10 protein-coding genes and 3 pseudogenes are annotated in these 14,877 nt (G+C 62.0%); 9 read left to right on the top strand and 4 right to left on the bottom strand.

The genetic code is table 11. The features are described 5' to 3' along the window. Window positions 1-12 precede the first annotated feature (12 nt). From PLD_RS31235 to PLD_RS17690, 4 genes and pseudogenes are all read right to left on the bottom strand, one after another. Window positions 13-753 carry a methyl-accepting chemotaxis protein gene (locus PLD_RS31235; protein ID WP_371929094.1) on the bottom strand — a complete coding sequence of 247 codons (741 nt, stop codon included), beginning with the start codon at window positions 751-753 and terminating at the stop codon, window positions 13-15. A gap of 126 nt (window positions 754-879) precedes the next feature. Beyond that, a pseudogene (locus tag PLD_RS31230) lies at window positions 880-1,905 on the bottom strand (cache domain-containing protein); the annotation flags it as partial. A gap of 163 nt (window positions 1,906-2,068) precedes the next feature. Beyond that, the gene (locus PLD_RS17695) at window positions 2,069-2,371 is read right to left on the bottom strand and encodes a cell division protein ZapA (protein WP_159894953.1); all 303 of its coding nucleotides are present in this window, start codon (window positions 2,369-2,371) and stop codon (window positions 2,069-2,071) included. Beyond that, the gene (locus PLD_RS17690; RefSeq protein WP_159894951.1) at window positions 2,368-2,598 is read right to left on the bottom strand and encodes a hypothetical protein; all 231 of its coding nucleotides are present in this window, start codon (window positions 2,596-2,598) and stop codon (window positions 2,368-2,370) included. Before PLD_RS17690 ends, PLD_RS17695 begins: the two co-directional genes overlap by 4 nt. Window positions 2,599-2,910: 312 nt before the next feature. Between PLD_RS17690 and PLD_RS31225 the strand changes: the two are divergent. The 9 genes and pseudogenes from PLD_RS31225 to trxC form a co-directional block, all read left to right on the top strand. Next, a pseudogene (locus PLD_RS31225) lies at window positions 2,911-3,681 on the top strand (MCP four helix bundle domain-containing protein); the annotation flags it as partial. Further along, on the top strand, window positions 3,664-4,536 hold the full coding sequence (locus PLD_RS31220) for a methyl-accepting chemotaxis protein (RefSeq protein WP_371929093.1): 873 nt from the start codon (window positions 3,664-3,666) through the stop codon (window positions 4,534-4,536). The pseudogene PLD_RS31225 and the gene PLD_RS31220, both read left to right, overlap by 18 nt. 197 nt (window positions 4,537-4,733) lie before the next feature. Then, window positions 4,734-5,504: pseudogene (locus PLD_RS31215) on the top strand (MCP four helix bundle domain-containing protein); the annotation flags it as partial. Beyond that, window positions 5,487-6,359 (top strand): methyl-accepting chemotaxis protein, encoded by an 873-nt coding sequence (locus PLD_RS31210; protein WP_371929092.1) that lies wholly within the window; start codon window positions 5,487-5,489, stop codon window positions 6,357-6,359. The pseudogene PLD_RS31215 and the gene PLD_RS31210, both read left to right, overlap by 18 nt. A 166-nt stretch (window positions 6,360-6,525) precedes the next feature. Then, entirely contained in the window at window positions 6,526-8,268 is a 1,743-nt protein-coding gene (locus tag PLD_RS17675) for a potassium/proton antiporter (RefSeq protein ID WP_159894945.1), read from the top strand. 65 nt (window positions 8,269-8,333) lie between these two features. Then, complete coding sequence (gene mscK, locus PLD_RS17670) at window positions 8,334-11,687, top strand: mechanosensitive channel MscK (RefSeq protein WP_159894943.1); 3,354 nt, start codon at window positions 8,334-8,336, stop codon at window positions 11,685-11,687. A 49-nt stretch (window positions 11,688-11,736) separates the two neighbouring features. Next, entirely contained in the window at window positions 11,737-13,200 is a 1,464-nt protein-coding gene (selO, locus tag PLD_RS17665) for a protein adenylyltransferase SelO (protein ID WP_159894941.1), read from the top strand. Window positions 13,201-13,285: 85 nt separating this feature from the next. Then, window positions 13,286-14,227 carry a hypothetical protein gene (locus PLD_RS17660; RefSeq protein WP_159894939.1) on the top strand — a complete coding sequence of 314 codons (942 nt, stop codon included), beginning with the start codon at window positions 13,286-13,288 and terminating at the stop codon, window positions 14,225-14,227. Window positions 14,228-14,434: 207 nt separating this feature from the next. Further along, on the top strand, window positions 14,435-14,869 hold the full coding sequence (gene trxC, locus PLD_RS17655; protein WP_159894937.1) for a thioredoxin TrxC: 435 nt from the start codon (window positions 14,435-14,437) through the stop codon (window positions 14,867-14,869). Window positions 14,870-14,877: the final 8 nt, after the last annotated feature.

The raw sequence follows: 14,877 nt of genomic DNA, 5'->3' as shown, positions 1-14,877 counted from the left end.
GCCCCATCCTGCTTAACGCAATTTGAAACCGCCCACCTGTTGCGCCAGATCCTCGGCCAGACGCTGCAAGGTCCGGCAGTCTTCGCGACAGGCATGCACTTCGGCCGCCGTGGCCCGGGCCAGATCGGAAATACCCTGAACGGTGCGGTTGATCTCTTCGGTCACTACCGACTGCTGTTCGGTGGCCGTGGCCACTTGCTGGTTCATGTCGCTGATCTGCTCCACCTGCCCGGTAATCGCCGTCAACGAGGCCCCGGTCTGCTGGCTCGACACAACGCCGGTTCCCGTCGCCGCCTGCCCGGCGTGCATCGAGTTCACGGCATTCTCCGCACCTTGCTTGAGCCCCTGAATCATCTGCTGGATTTCGTCGGTGGACGCTTGAGTACGCTGGGCCAGGGTTCGCACCTCGTCGGCCACTACGGCAAAGCCACGCCCCATGTCACCGGCCCGGGCAGCCTCGATGGCCGCATTCAAGGCCAGCAGGTTGGTCTGCTCGGAGACTCCGCGAATCACCGCCAGCACCTGATCGATGGAAGCCACCTGATCAGCCAGTTCGCTCACGGCCCCGGCGGCCAGGGCGATTTCCCCCGACATGCTCTCGATGTGCAGGATCGACCCACCCACCACTTCCCGCGCCTGCAGGGCTTCGTCACGAGCCGCGTGGGACGCTCCGGCCGCCTGCCCAGCGTTGTGAGCGATGTTCTGCACCGTCAGGCCCATCTCCTTCACCGCGGTGACCACTCTGTCGGTCATCTCCTGTTGCTGAGCGGAACGTTCAGCGGTGTTTTCCACCACGGCCGCCACCTGGCTCACCGAGGAGCGCAGGCGTTCGGTGGTGGCCAGCACTTCGCCGATCATGCCGCGCTGGCTGTCGAGAAAGCGGTTGAAACCCCGGGCCAGGTCGCCCAGCTCGTCGGCACGACTGGCATCCAGGCGCAAGGTCAGATCGCCACCGCCACTGCCAATGGCCACCAGCCCCTCGGTCACTTGCCGCAGCGGACGCACCAGGCCACGGGCCAGCCACACCACCAGCGACAAACAGACGGCGGCAATGGCCAGGCCGATCAGGCCAGTGAGCCAGATCGCCCGGTGCGCCTCAGTGTAGATCTGCGCCTGCGGCACTTCGGCCACCAGGCTCCAGCCAAAGCCGCGCAGGGGCAGGCTCAGGGCCAGGTAGTCTTCGCCATCACGCTGAAAATGGCTGCTGGTCAGCCCCTCGTGCCCCATCAGCGCCTCGGCGGCGCTCGCGCCAATCTGCTCGGACAACTGTCGCTTGCCGCTGAACTCGGCGTCCGGATGCACCTGAATCAAACCGTCGTTGCGCACCAGAAATACCCGGCCGCGCTCGCCAAAGCTGTAGTCGTGAATCAACTTCGACAGCTCGGTCATGCGCAAGCCCAGGCCGGTAACGCCCACCAGCTCACCGTTTTTCTCGACCCGGTAGTTGATGAACAGCGCCAGCTCGCCACTGGCAACGTCGATATCGATGTTCAGCACCCGCGGCTTGCCGCTGTCGATAAAGCGATAGAACCAGACATCCTTGGGATTATCCCGACTGAGGGTCCGGTCCAGGCCTTTCTGGTTGTAATAGTGATGGCTGAGCGGGCTGGCCATCATGGTGGTGAACGCCTGGTTCTCGGCGCGGATGTCTTCCAGGTAACCGATGAAACTTGGCGCCCTGGCCGGGTCCTCGCCCGCCGCCAGCCAGTCGCGCAACATGCCGTTGCCGGCCAGGTCCCGGGCGGCGGTCAAAGGCTGGGTGAGAATGCGTTCGATATCGTTGCGCATGGCTTCGATGCTCGAAGGCAGCGCCCTGTCCACCAGATAGTTCTGGGTCAGGTGATTGATCAGTACCGTGTAGATGGCTACTACCACCAGCAGACTGACCAGCAGGGCCGAGCCCATGCTGAGGATCAGTTGCCATTGAATACTGCGTCGCCAGAATTGCATGGAACACCTCTTTCTTATTGGTATAAGAGGCTGCGATATCGCGCCAGCCGCGGGAAGTTGTATACAAACAATAAGCTTGCTTGTCCAACCTACCTATCGGCAGCTGTATGCATTTCCATCAATTCTTTTGAATGGTCTTGGTAATCACTTCGACGGTGGCACTGACTTGTTCCTGATAACGCTCAAGTTCCTGCCCATGGCGCTTTTGCAGCTCGATCTGCTGCGAACACAGGTTCATCGCCGCCAGTACCAGCAAGCGTTCGCCAATCAAGGTCGGGTACTTTTTCTTGGTGTCTGCCAGGGCCGCCTTGAGCATCAACGCGGCGTCCATGAGGGTTTGCTCCTCTCCGGCAGGCGCCTTGATCGAGTAATCCTCCCCCAGGATAGAGACCACCTTCACCCCATCGATGTGATGCCTCATGGGTTGGCCGGGCTCGCGCTGACACGCTCAACCAGGGCCTGGATGCGGGCCGCGGTGGCGCCTTGCTTTTCTTCCTGTTCCATCAGGCTCAGTTGCAGGCTGTCGTTTTCATCCTTGGCCTGGGCCAGTTGCGCCTTGAGGCTTTCGTTCGTACCGAGCAGCTCCTGATTCTGTACCACCAGGTCACTGACCAGTTGTTCCAATTGGCTGAGGGATGCTTCCAACATTTTTGATCTTCCGGGCTGATTGCAAAGGGCGCGTACGATAAAGAAAAGTCACCCTGGATGCCAGGGTTATCCAGGCGCAAAGCCTTGATTTTACTGGTGATGACCTCTACGCGAGAGCTGTTAGAGACTGTCATTCGCGCAACGGGTTCCTGACGTTCCGTCGGACAGACCAAACTTTTCCGAAATCCCCCGCAAGCGATCAGACTTTTCTGAAAGCACCGTTGGCCATTCAAGAAGCGGTTCTTCAATGCGATAGCACGAGTACTTCCCTGATTTAAGAAGCGCGAACAGCGCACAGCCGAGGTAGGCTCCATGTCACTGCGCAACATGAATATCGCTCCGAGGGCTTTCCTGGGTTTTTTCTTGATCGGCGGCCTGATGCTGTTCCTCGGGATATTTGCCCTGAATCAAATGAGCAAGATCCGCGCGGTAACCGAGAGGATCACCCACAACACCATTCCCAGTATCGAGAGCGTCAACGACTTCACCCAAATGAGCCTGCGCCTGCGGGTGCAGGCCTATCGACTGCTGCTCAACCGCGATCCCCAGGCGCAACAGCAGACGCTGGCCGCCATCTCCCAGCGCAATCAGCACATCGACAAGGCACAAGCGCTCTACCTGAAACTCATCAGCAGCCCTGAAGAGCAAGCCGCCTATGATCAGTACACCCGCCTGCTGGAGCACCACCATCAACTGGAAAAGCAACTGATCGACTTGTCGCATAACAACCAGCTTGAGGACATGCAAACGCTGCTGAACACGGAGCTACTGAGCAGCGCCGAGAAGATCAACACGACCCTCAATCAACTCATGGAGATCAACACTCACTACTCCACGATTGACGACCAGGAAGCCGCCGAGCAATACACGACGGCCTTCAACATGGTGGTCGTGCTGCTGGTGCTGACCACCGCCCTGACCCTGCTATTTGCCTGGCGCCTGATCCGCAGCATCACCAAGCCGATTGCCTATGCCCTGAGCGCCGCCGAGGAAATCGCCGAAGGTGACCTGACCCGACCGATCATGGTCGATAGCCGCGACGAGGCCGGACGATTATTGCAAGCCATGGTGACGATGCAGAAAAAACTGCGCGACACCCTGCAGCGCATTTCCGGCTCCGCCAACCAGTTGGCTTCGGCAGCCGAAGAACTCAATGGTGTGACTGACGAAAGCGCCCGCGCCATGATCGAGCAGAACAATGAGATCGAACAGGCCGCCAGCGCGGTCAATCAAATGACCAATACCGTGGAAGAAGTGGTGCGCAACGCGGTCAGCACCTCCGAAGCCTCGCAGCACGCCACACAGTCCGCCGGGGATGGGCGGGACATGGTAAGGGGCACGGTCTCGGCCATCGAGCGCATGGCCGGCGAGGTGCAAGGCACCGCCAGCCTGATCGGCGAGTTGGCTGACGAATCCCGGGACATCGGCAAAGTACTGGACGTGATTCGCGGCCTGGCCGACCAAACCAACCTGCTGGCGCTCAACGCTGCCATCGAAGCCGCTCGCGCCGGGGAGGCCGGTCGTGGGTTTGCGGTAGTGGCCGATGAGGTCCGCGCCCTGGCCCATCGCACTCAGCAGTCCACCAGCGAAATCGAACGCATGATCAACAGCATCCAGAACGGCACCGAAGACGCCGTGGATTCCATGCGCAACAGCACCGAGCGCGCCGAGTCGACCTTGAGCATCGCCCGCAGCGCCGGCCTGTCCCTGGACACCATCAACAACGCCATCCTCGAAATCAACGAACGCAATCTGGTGATCGCCAGCGCCACCGAAAAGCAGGCCAATGTGGCCCGGGAAGTGGACCGCAATCTGGTGAACATCCGCACCCTGTCGGCGCAGTCCACCGCGGGCGCCAACCAGACCCGTGCCGCCAGCAACGAGTTGTCACGTCTCGCCGTCGACCTGAGTAACCTGGTTACCCGGTTCAGACTGTAGCGGCGTGTCATCCGGATCCGCCCTCCGCCTCCTCTCCTCCAGACCAGAGCAGCGGGTCCGCCCACCCAAGCCCCGCTGCCGGCCGGTAACCAAAACGTTAATTCCACGGCCCGACTCAAGACTTTAGTCGTATGACCGATAATGCTCGGTAGATCTGTCTCAAGCCCCGCACGGATGCGCCCTTCCTGGTACCCACCATGTCCCTTCGAAATATGAATATCGCACCACGGGCCTTCCTCGGCTTTGCCATGATCGGTGGCTTGATGCTGATCCTCGGTGTCTTCGCTCTGAACCAGATGAGCAAAATCCGCGGTGCGACCGAGGACGTCACTCAAAACAGCGTGCCCAGCATCAATAGCCTCAACGAATTCACTCAACTGACCCTGCGCCTGCGCGTGCTGTCCTATCGCTTGCTGGTCAACCGCGAGGCGGATGTCCAGCAAAAGACCATGGAACTGCAAGAGTTGCGCAACCAGCAGATCCGCAGCGCCCGGACGGTCTACGAGAAGTTGATCAGCAGCCCGGAAGAAAAAGCCGCCTACGATCAGTACGTACAGTTGCTGGGCCAGTATCGGCAGATCGAAGAACGGATGAAGTCGCTGTCGCGCAACAACCAGATCGACGAGCTGCGCAATTTGCTCAACACCGAACTTCTGAACAACTCCGAAGCCATGAATGGCGCACTCAACCGCCTGCTGGCAATCAACACCCGGCAGAGCCAGGACACCAACCAGCAAGCCGCTGAAGAATATTCCTCGGCCGTCAATCTAGTGGTGGTCCTGCTGGTCCTGGCCACGGGCCTGACCCTGCTGTTCGCCTGGCTGCTGACCCGCAGTATCACTCTGCCGATCGCCAATGCCCTGAGCGCCGCTGAAGAGATCGCCGAAGGCAACCTGAGCCAGCCGATCCGCGCCGATGGCAGAGACGAAGCCGGCCGCCTGTTGCAGGCCATGGCCAAGATGCAGGAAAAACTGCGCGACACCCTGCAACGCATTTCCGGCTCCGCCACGCAACTGGCGTCAGCGGCTGAAGAGCTCAACAGCGTGACCGAAGAAAGCGCTCGCGGCCTGACCCAGCAGAACAACGAAATCGAACAGGCCGCCACGGCGGTCAATGAAATGACCAGTGCCGTAGAAGAAGTGGCGCGCAACGCGGTCAGTACCTCCGAAGCCTCGAAAAACGCCACCTCTTCGGCCGGTGACGGTCGCGATCTGGTGCAAGAAACCGTGTCCGCCATCGAGCGCATGAGCTCCGACGTGCAAAGCACCGCCAGCCTGATCGGCGACCTGGCCAACGAATCCCGGGACATCGGCAAGGTACTGGACGTGATTCGCGGCCTGGCCGACCAAACCAACCTGCTGGCCCTCAACGCCGCCATCGAAGCCGCTCGCGCCGGTGAAGCCGGTCGCGGATTTGCCGTGGTAGCCGACGAAGTCCGCGCCCTGGCCCATCGCACCCAGCAGTCCACCAGTGAAATCGAACGCATGATCGGCAGCATCCAGAGCGGTACCGAGCACGCGGTGGACTCCATGCGCAACAGCACCGAACGCGCCGAATCGACCCTGAACATCGCCCGCGGTGCCGGCCTGTCCCTGGACACCATCAACAGCGCCATCATCGAGATCAATGAACGCAACCTGGTCATCGCCAGCGCCGCCGAAGAGCAGGCTCAGGTCGCCCGCGAAGTCGACCGCAACCTGGTCAACATCCGCGACCTGTCGGTGCAGTCGGCCACCGGTGCCAACCAGACCAGTGCAGCCAGCAGCGAGCTGTCGCGCCTGGCCGTGGACCTCAACAGCATGGTGGCGCGCTTCAGCCTTTGAAGCATCGGGCCAGGCTCGGCAAAGCCCCGGCGCACAGCACTTGCGCCGGGTCGGCCGCTGGCATTGAAAGCTTTTTGACAGCGGCATATTTCAACAGGTTAGAATCGCTGGCACGCAGACTGCATGGTCAGTTTGCGCCCGCCTTTTCCGCCCTGGAGTACTGCCTTTGAATGCGACGACCATCAACAGCCTGTTCTTGATCGGCGCGTTGCTGGTAGGTGCGAGCATTCTGGTGAGCTCACTTTCATCACGTCTGGGCATCCCGATCCTGGTGATCATCCTCGCGGTGGGCATGTCCGCCGGGGTCGATGGCGGCGGCATCATCTTCAACAACTATCCGACCGCCTACCTGGTGGGCAACCTGGCCCTGGCCGTGATCCTGCTGGACGGTGGCTTGCGTACCCGGGTCGCGAGCTTTCGCGTGGCGTTGTGGCCGGCGTTGTCGCTGGCCACGGTGGGGGTGCTGATCACCACCGGGCTGACTGGCATGGCGGCCGCCTGGCTGTTCAACCTCAACCTGATCCAGGGCCTGCTGATCGGCGCCATCGTCGGTTCCACCGACGCCGCCGCGGTGTTCTCGCTGCTGGGAGGCAAAGGCCTCAACGAACGGGTATCGGCCAGCCTGGAGATTGAGTCCGGCAGTAACGACCCAATGGCGGTGTTCCTCACCGTGACCCTGATCGACATGCTCGCCAGTGGCCACACCGGCCTGCACTGGACTCTGTTGACGGACCTGATCCGCGAATTCGGCATCGGCGCGGTCATCGGCATCGGCGGTGGCTGGCTGATGCTGCAACTGGTCAATCGCATCCATCTGGCCAACGGCCTGTACCCGATCCTGGTCATCGCGGGTGGCTTGGTGGTGTTCGCCCTGACCAACGCCCTGCACGGCAGCGGCTTCCTCGCGGTGTACCTGTGCGGGCTGGTGATCGGCAATCGCCCGGTGCGCAGTCGCCACGGCATCTTGCACATGCTCGACGGCATGGCCTGGCTGGCGCAAATCGGCATGTTCCTGGTGCTGGGGCTGCTGGTTACCCCTCACGACCTGCTGCCCATCGCCCTGCCCGCCCTAGGCCTGGCGCTGTGGATGATCCTGTTCGCCCGGCCACTGTCGGTGCTGGTGGGGCTGGCACCGTTCAAGGCCTTCCACGGCCGGGAGAAAGCCTTTATTTCCTGGGTCGGGCTGCGCGGCGCGGTGCCGATCATTCTGGCGGTGTTCCCGCTGATGGCCGGCCTGCCCGAAGCCCAGCTGTACTTCAACCTGGCGTTCTTTATCGTACTGGTCTCGCTGCTGGTACAGGGCACCAGCCTGCCGTGGGTGGCCAAGTGGCTCAAAGTCACGGTGCCCCCCGAGCCGGCACCGATTTCTCGGGCAGCCCTGGAGGTTCACGTCACCAGCGAGTGGGAACTGTTCGTCTACCGCCTGGGTGAGGAAAAGTGGTGCATCGGTGCCGCCCTGCGAGAACTGAAAATGCCTGAAGGCACGCGGATCGCCGCCCTGTTTCGCGGCCAGCAACTGCTCCATCCGTCGGGTAGTACGGTGCTCGAAGCCGACGACCTGCTGTGTGTGATCGGCCACGAACACAACCTGCCAGCCCTGGGCAAACTCTTCAGTCAGGCACCGGAGCGTGGCCTCGACCTGCGCTTCTTCGGCGACTTCGTCCTCGAAGGCGACGCCCAGCTGGGCGCAGTGTCGGCGCTCTACGGGCTCAAGCTCGACGGCCAGGACGCAGACATGCCACTGGGGACATTCATCGCCCAGAAGGTCGGTGGCGCGCCCGTGGTCGGCGACCAGGTGGAGTGGAACAACACCATCTGGACGGTGGCGTTGATGGACGGGAACAAGATCGGCAAAGTCGGCGTCAGATTCCCAGAAGGAAGTCGCCCGGGCCCCGGACTCTTCCTCTAAACTCGGAATCACGCCCGGCCTTCGCCATGGCGCTCCCCTTTTTCCCACGTGTTTGACCGACTCCTATGCCTACCCTGCGTCAATATTTCGCTGTTGCCCTGCTGAGCCTGAGCCTCTGTGTCGGTGCCGCCCAGGGCGGTGATCCCCCCAGCGCCGAGTCGGTCCAGCAAAGCCTGGACAAAATTGCCGAACGCAAACTGCCGGAAGCCGATCAAAAGGCCCTGCAGGCCCTGCTGCAGAACACCCTGAATCAGCTAAGCAACAAGCAGGACTACGAGCAACGCCTCAGCGAGCTGAAACAGCAGTTGAGCAATGCACCGCGCCAAACCGCGGAAAACCAGCGTGAGCTGACACGCCTGAAAGCTAGCAAAGTGGTGCCCGTGGCTCAGCGCTACGGCTCATTGCCAGTGTCGCAACTGGAGCAACTGCTGACCGAGCGCACGGCCTTGCAGAGCGACCTGCAAAAAGCCCTGGCCGACGCCAACACCCTGGCCATCACCGCCCAGACGCGCCCCGAGCGGGCCCAAGCGGAAATCAGCAGCAGCCAGACCCGCATGTTGCAGATCAACGCGGCACTCAAGTCCGGCAAAGAGGGCGGCAAGCTGCTCAGCACCGATCAGCGCAATCTGCTCAATGCCGAGTTGGCGGCGATCAACGCGTTGATTCCCCTGCGCCGCCAGGAACTGGCGGGCAACAGCCAATTGCAGGACCTGGGCAACAGCCAGCATGACCTGCTGATGGAGAAAGCCGCGCGCCTGGAGCGCGAGATCCAGGACCTGCAGACCCTGATCAACCAGAAGCGCCTGGCCCAGTCCCAGGAAACCGTGACCCAGCAGTCCATCGAGGCGCAGAAGGCCGGAGGTAGCAGCCTGCTGTCGACCGAAAGCACCACCAACCTCAAGCTCTCCGACTACCTGCTCAGAAGCACCGACCGCCTCAACGAACTGACCCAGCAGAACCTGCTGACCAAGCAGCAACTGGACAGCGTGACGCAGAGCGATGCGGCCCTGGATGAGCAAATCAACGTGCTCAAGGGCAGCCTGCTGCTGTCCAAGATTCTTTATAAACAGAAGCAAGCCTTGCCGCGCTTGCAACTGGACCGGGACCTGGCGGATGAGATTGCCGATATCCGCCTCTACCAGTTCGAAGTCAACCAGCAGCGGGAACTGCTGAGCAGCCCCAGCGCCTACGTCGACAACCTGCTCAAGACCCAACCGCCGGAGCAGGTCACGCCACAGTTGCGCCGCAACCTGCTCGACCTGGCCGTGACCCGCGCCGACTTGTTGGAGCGCCTGAACCGCGAGCTCAGCGCCCTGCTCAATGAATCCATCACCCTGCAACTGAACCAGAAGCAGTTACTGAGCACGTCCCAAAGCCTGCGCGCGACCCTCGATGAGCAGATGTTCTGGATTCCCAGCAACAAGCCCCTGGACGCGGAGTGGCTGCAGGAAGTGCCTCAGCGCCTGGAAAAACAGATCACCACGCTGCCTTGGGCCTCAAGCCTGAGTGAGCTGGCGGACGGGCTGACGCAACGGCCGCTGCTGTTCCTGCCACTGCTGCTGTTGATCGGCACCCTGCTCTGGCGGCGTAAAAGCCTTTATGGGCGCCTGAACAAAGTGCACAGGGACATCGGCCACTTCAAACGCGACAGCCAGTGGCATACCCCGCTGGCGATCCTGGTCAACATTCTTCTGGCAATGCCGGTCAGCCTGGGCCTGGCGCTGTGCGGCTACGCCTTGCAGATCGACGCCCGCGGGCAGAACACCAACCTCGGTGCGGCGCTGCTGCAGATCGCCCAAGCCTGGCTGGTGTTCTACACCGCCTATCGGATTCTCGCGCCCGGCGGCGTGGCCGAACTGCATTTTCGCTGGGAAAAACCCCAGGTGGAGTTCCTCCAGGGCTGGATCCGCCGCCTGGGTCTGGTGGTGCTGGCGCTGGTGGCCGTGGTCGCCGTCGCCGAGCACCAGCCCGCAGCCCTGGCCGATGACGTACTGGGCATCGGCGTAGTGCTGACCTGTTACGCGCTGATGGCCTTGCTCTTGAGCCGACTGTTGTTAAGCAGCCCGGCCCACGAAAACGCGTCGCTGTTTCGCAAATCGATGGGGTTGCTGTTCACCTTGCTGCCGATCGCTTTGTTCGTCGCGGTGTGCTTCGGCTACTACTACACCGCCTTGAAACTCAGCGACCGCCTGATCAATACCTTGTACCTGCTGATGTTCTGGCTGGTGATCGAGGCGACCTTCGTGCGCGGCCTCAGCGTTGCCGCGCGGCGCCTGGCCTACCAGCGGGCCCTGAGCAAACGCCAGGCGGCCAAAGAGGCGGGGGAAGGCGGCGACGCCGTGGTCGAGGAGCCGACCCTGGACATCGAGAAGGTCAACGAGCAATCCCTGCGCCTGATCCGCCTGGCCCTGTTGGGCGGCTTCATCGCCGCGCTGTACTGGGTCTGGGCGGACCTGATCACGGTGTTCTCCTACCTGGACAACATCACCCTGTACGAATACACCAGCGGCAGCGGTGCCACGATGAGCATGGTACCCATCAGCATCGGCGACATGATCGGTGCCCTGATCATTGTCAGCATCACCGTCGCCCTGGCGCGCAACCTGCCGGGCCTGCTGGAAGTGCTGGTGCTGTCCAAGTTGGACCTGGCCCAGGGCAGCGCCTACGCCACCACCACGCTGCTGTCTTATGTCATTGCCGGGATCGGTTTTGTCTCGACCCTGTCCACCCTCGGGGTCAGTTGGGACAAGCTGCAATGGCTGGTGGCCGCCTTGTCCGTGGGACTGGGTTTCGGCATGCAGGCGATCTTCGCCAACTTCATCTCCGGCATCATCATTCTGTTCGAGCGGCCGGTGCGTATCGGCGACACCATCACCATCGGCAACCTGTCGGGCACCGTGAGCAAGATCCGCATCCGCGCCACCACCATCACCGACTTCGACCGCAAGGACATCATCGTCCCCAACCAGACCTTCATTACCGGGCAACTGATCAACTGGTCCCTGACCGACACCATCACCCGGGTGACCCTGAAGATTGGCGTCGACTACGACGCCGACCTGGATCTGGTCAAGGAACTGCTGCTCAAGGCGGCCCGGGACAACCCGCGGGTGCTCAAGGAGCCGGAGCCTCACGTGTACTTCCTGAACTTCGGCGAAAGCACCCTGGACCACGAACTGCGCATGCATGTGCGCGAGCTGGGGGACCGCAACCCGGTGGTCGACGAGGTCAACCGCTTCATCAATCGTGAGTTCAAGAAGCAGAACATCAACATCTCCTTCCCGCAGATGGAGGTTTACCTGAAGAACCTCAACGGCCAGGAACGCAAGGTGCTGCCCACCGAGGCGCCGAACCAGGACAGCGCCTCGCAAAACTTAAGCAAGCCAGCGCAGGAGCCGCCGCCAAGCAAACTCGACTAAGGCCTCTATCCCTAGCAGAATGCTCGGACATTCTGCTGGGAGATGGCCGTTGAAAGCCCTCGACGAACTGACCTTCGACAACCGCTTCGCCCGCCTCGGCGATGCCTTCTCAACCCATGTGCTGCCCGAGCCCCTGGATAACCCAAGGCTGGTGGTTGCCAGTTCCGCGGCCATGGCGTTGCTCGACCTGGACCCAGCCACGGCCGAAAGCCCGGTGTTCGCCGAGTTGTTCGGCGGGCACAAACTGTGGGCCGAGGCCGAACCTCGAGCGATGGTGTATTCCGGGCATCAGTTCGGTTCCTACAACCCACAACTGGGCGACGGCCGCGGACTGCTGCTGGGCGAGGTTTACAACCAGGCGGGAGAACACTGGGACCTGCACCTGAAGGGCGCCGGCCAAACGCCCTATTCGCGCATGGGCGATGGCCGGGCGGTATTGCGTTCGTCGATCCGCGAATTCCTGGCCTCCGAAGCCCTGCATGCCTTGGGCATCCCCAGCAGCCGCGCCTTGTGCGTGATTGGCTCCGACACCCCGGTGTGGCGCGAGAAACAGGAGCGCGGGGCGATGCTCCTGCGCCTGGCGCCGAGCCATATCCGCTTCGGTCATTTCGAATATTTCTACTACACGAAAAAACCCGAGCAACAGAAACAACTGGGCGAGCACCTGCTGGCCCTGCACTTCCCCGAATGCCTGGAACAACCGGAACCCTATCGGGCGATGTTCCGCGAGATCGTCGAGCGCAACGCCGAGCTGATCGCCAAATGGCAGGCTTACGGCTTCTGCCACGGGGTGATGAACACCGACAACATGTCGATCCTGGGCATCACCTTCGATTTCGGGCCCTTTGCCTTCCTCGATGACTTCGATGCCCACTTCATCTGCAACCACTCCGATGATCAGGGGCGCTACTCCTTCAGCAACCAGGTACCCATTGGTCAATGGAACCTCAGCGCCCTGGCCCAGGCCCTGACGCCGTTCATCAGCGTCGAGGCCCTGCGCGAAGCCCTGGGCCTGTTTCTTCCGCTGTACCAGGCTCATTACCTGGACCTGATGCGCCGGCGCCTGGGTTTCACTCATGCCGAGGACGACGACCAGAAACTGCTGGAACGCCTGCTGCAACTGATGCAGGGCAGTAGCGTCGACTACAGCCTGTTCTTCCGCCGGCTGGGAGACCAGGCCCCGGCGCTGGCCGTGGCGCAGTTGCGGGACGACTTCGTCGATATCAAAGGCTTCGATGCCTGGGCCGAGTTGTATCTGCAGCGGGTCGCCCGCGATCCGATCCAGGGCCAGGCAGCACGCCGGGAGCGCATGCACGCGGTCAACCCGCTGTACATCCTGCGCAACTATCTGGCGCAGAAGGCCATCGACGCGGCCGAATCCGGTGACTATTCGCTCGTACGCCGCCTGCATCAGGTGCTGAGCCGACCTTTCGAGGAACAAGACGGCATGCAAGGCTATGCCGAGCGTCCTCCCGAGTGGGGCAAGCACCTGGAAATCAGTTGCTCGTCTTGAGTCAGATCAAGACCGCCCTCCACACCTGGAAGCGCTCGCCCATACCGCGAGCCTTACTCCCATCGATGCCCTGCAAGAGTCCACGATGAAACGTCGCTACCTGCTGCTGCCCCTGTTGCTTTCGCTGACCGGGTGCAAGGAAGAGTTCGCCACCCTGCACTTTCAGGACTCAGTGCGCTCCGACCCCAAGGCTGGCCCGCAGTACTCCGACCAAGGGGTACACCAAGCGTACCAGCAGAGCATTGACGCCGCGCTCAGCGCCCAGGGCCTGGATCCCGACGCCATCACCCTGGAACGCGACAAGGCAGATGACAAAGTGATCCACCTGAGCCTGGTGGACTACTCCCTGAGCCCGGAACAACGGGGCCGCCTCAAGGCTGTTTTCGAGCAGGTCACCCGCGCGCGCAAGGGCAGCTCGATGAACCTGCACCTGGAACTGGACAACGCCCAGGCCAGCGTGACCCCGGCCGGCCCCAGCGGCCTGCCGGACAGCATCGACGCCACCTTTGAGCTCGACCCGACGTTCGAGATGCTGCTGGACCGCAGCTACGACGACAGCATGCGCGCCATTGCCAACAGAAGCGAAATCCAAGGCCCGGTCAGTTGCAAGATCACCGCGCACCTGGCACTGCCCACGCCATTGAAGTTGATCGCCTACCAAGCCCTTGGGACAGATAACTCCGAACGCGGCCTGATCTCTCTACTGACCCGCAGCGGCAGCATTGCCAAGGTGGCGCTCAAGGTGCATTTCGATGACCCGGACCTGAACCGACTGATGCAACAGCAAACCATCCAGGCCTGGCCATCCAGCTCGAAGATCACCCGGCCGGCTCCGGTGCCCTTTGACGAGTTCGCCATCGTCATCGGCTCCATTGGCGTCCAGACCCTGACCGCAGCCCTACCCTTCGACACCCGAAAAGACCAGTTGCAAGCACTGTGCAATCAAAAGATGCAAGCCCTCGGCCGGCCATTCACCTTTCAAATGGGCCGGACCCTGGATCGCTTGACCCACGTCGACTACCGCTAAACGCCATTGCGCGACAAGGAGCCCCCTGACGCGCCAGCTGTGCATCCAACCCAAAGACCTCGACCAGCCGCAGGTCCTCCGCCGGGCCTCGAACGGGCCCCGTCCAGCACCTGAAGCCTTGGTGGCACGTGCCCAGTGGCATCGACTTGATATTCACCCCGGACGCCGCCATTTAAGGTGCTCCACCCTGCTTTGCGGAGCCCAACCATGTCCGAACCACTGCTGATCCCCTGCCCTCACTGCAATGGCCTCAACCGCATCCCCGGCGAACGCCTGGGCGATCACCCAAAATGCGGGCGCTGCAAAGCCGAGGTAGTGCTCAACCAGCCTTTTGAATTGCGCCAGGGCGACTATGCCAGTCAGATCAAGGGCGATCTGCCGCTGCTAGTGGATGTGTGGGCCGACTGGTGCGGGCCGTGCAAATCCTTTGCGCCGATCTTTCAGCAGGCCGCGGCGCAACTGAGTGGCAAATGCCGGCTGGCCAAGCTCGACAGCGAGGCCAACCCGCAACTGTCGGGGCAACTGGGCATTCGCTCGATCCCGAGCCTGATTCTGTTCAAGAACGGCCGCGAAGTGGCCCGGCAAAGTGGCGCCCTGCCGTTACCACAACTCTTGAGCTGGTTGCGCAGCCAGGGCATCTGAACACGCCC

The organism is Pseudomonas sp. LD120, assembly GCF_009861525.1.
Taxonomy (GTDB): Bacteria; Pseudomonadota; Gammaproteobacteria; order Pseudomonadales; family Pseudomonadaceae; genus Aquipseudomonas.
This window is presented reverse-complemented; position numbering and strand designations above follow the sequence as displayed.

Excerpts from the sequence above, each read along its gene's own strand:
- PLD_RS31235 (WP_371929094.1), bottom strand. The coding sequence starts at position 753 with ATGACCGACAGAGTGGTCACCGCGGTGAAGGAGATGGGCCTGACGGTG.
- PLD_RS17695 (WP_159894953.1), bottom strand. The coding sequence starts at position 2,371 with ATGAGGCATCACATCGATGGGGTGAAGGTGGTCTCTATCCTGGGGGAG.
- PLD_RS17690 (WP_159894951.1), bottom strand. The coding sequence starts at position 2,598 with ATGTTGGAAGCATCCCTCAGCCAATTGGAACAACTGGTCAGTGACCTG.
- PLD_RS31220 (WP_371929093.1), top strand. The coding sequence starts at position 3,664 with ATGGTGACGATGCAGAAAAAACTGCGCGACACCCTGCAGCGCATTTCC.
- PLD_RS31210 (WP_371929092.1), top strand. The coding sequence starts at position 5,487 with ATGGCCAAGATGCAGGAAAAACTGCGCGACACCCTGCAACGCATTTCC.
- mscK (WP_159894943.1), top strand. The coding sequence starts at position 8,334 with ATGCCTACCCTGCGTCAATATTTCGCTGTTGCCCTGCTGAGCCTGAGC.
- PLD_RS17660 (WP_159894939.1), top strand. The coding sequence starts at position 13,286 with ATGAAACGTCGCTACCTGCTGCTGCCCCTGTTGCTTTCGCTGACCGGG.
- trxC (WP_159894937.1), top strand. The coding sequence starts at position 14,435 with ATGTCCGAACCACTGCTGATCCCCTGCCCTCACTGCAATGGCCTCAAC.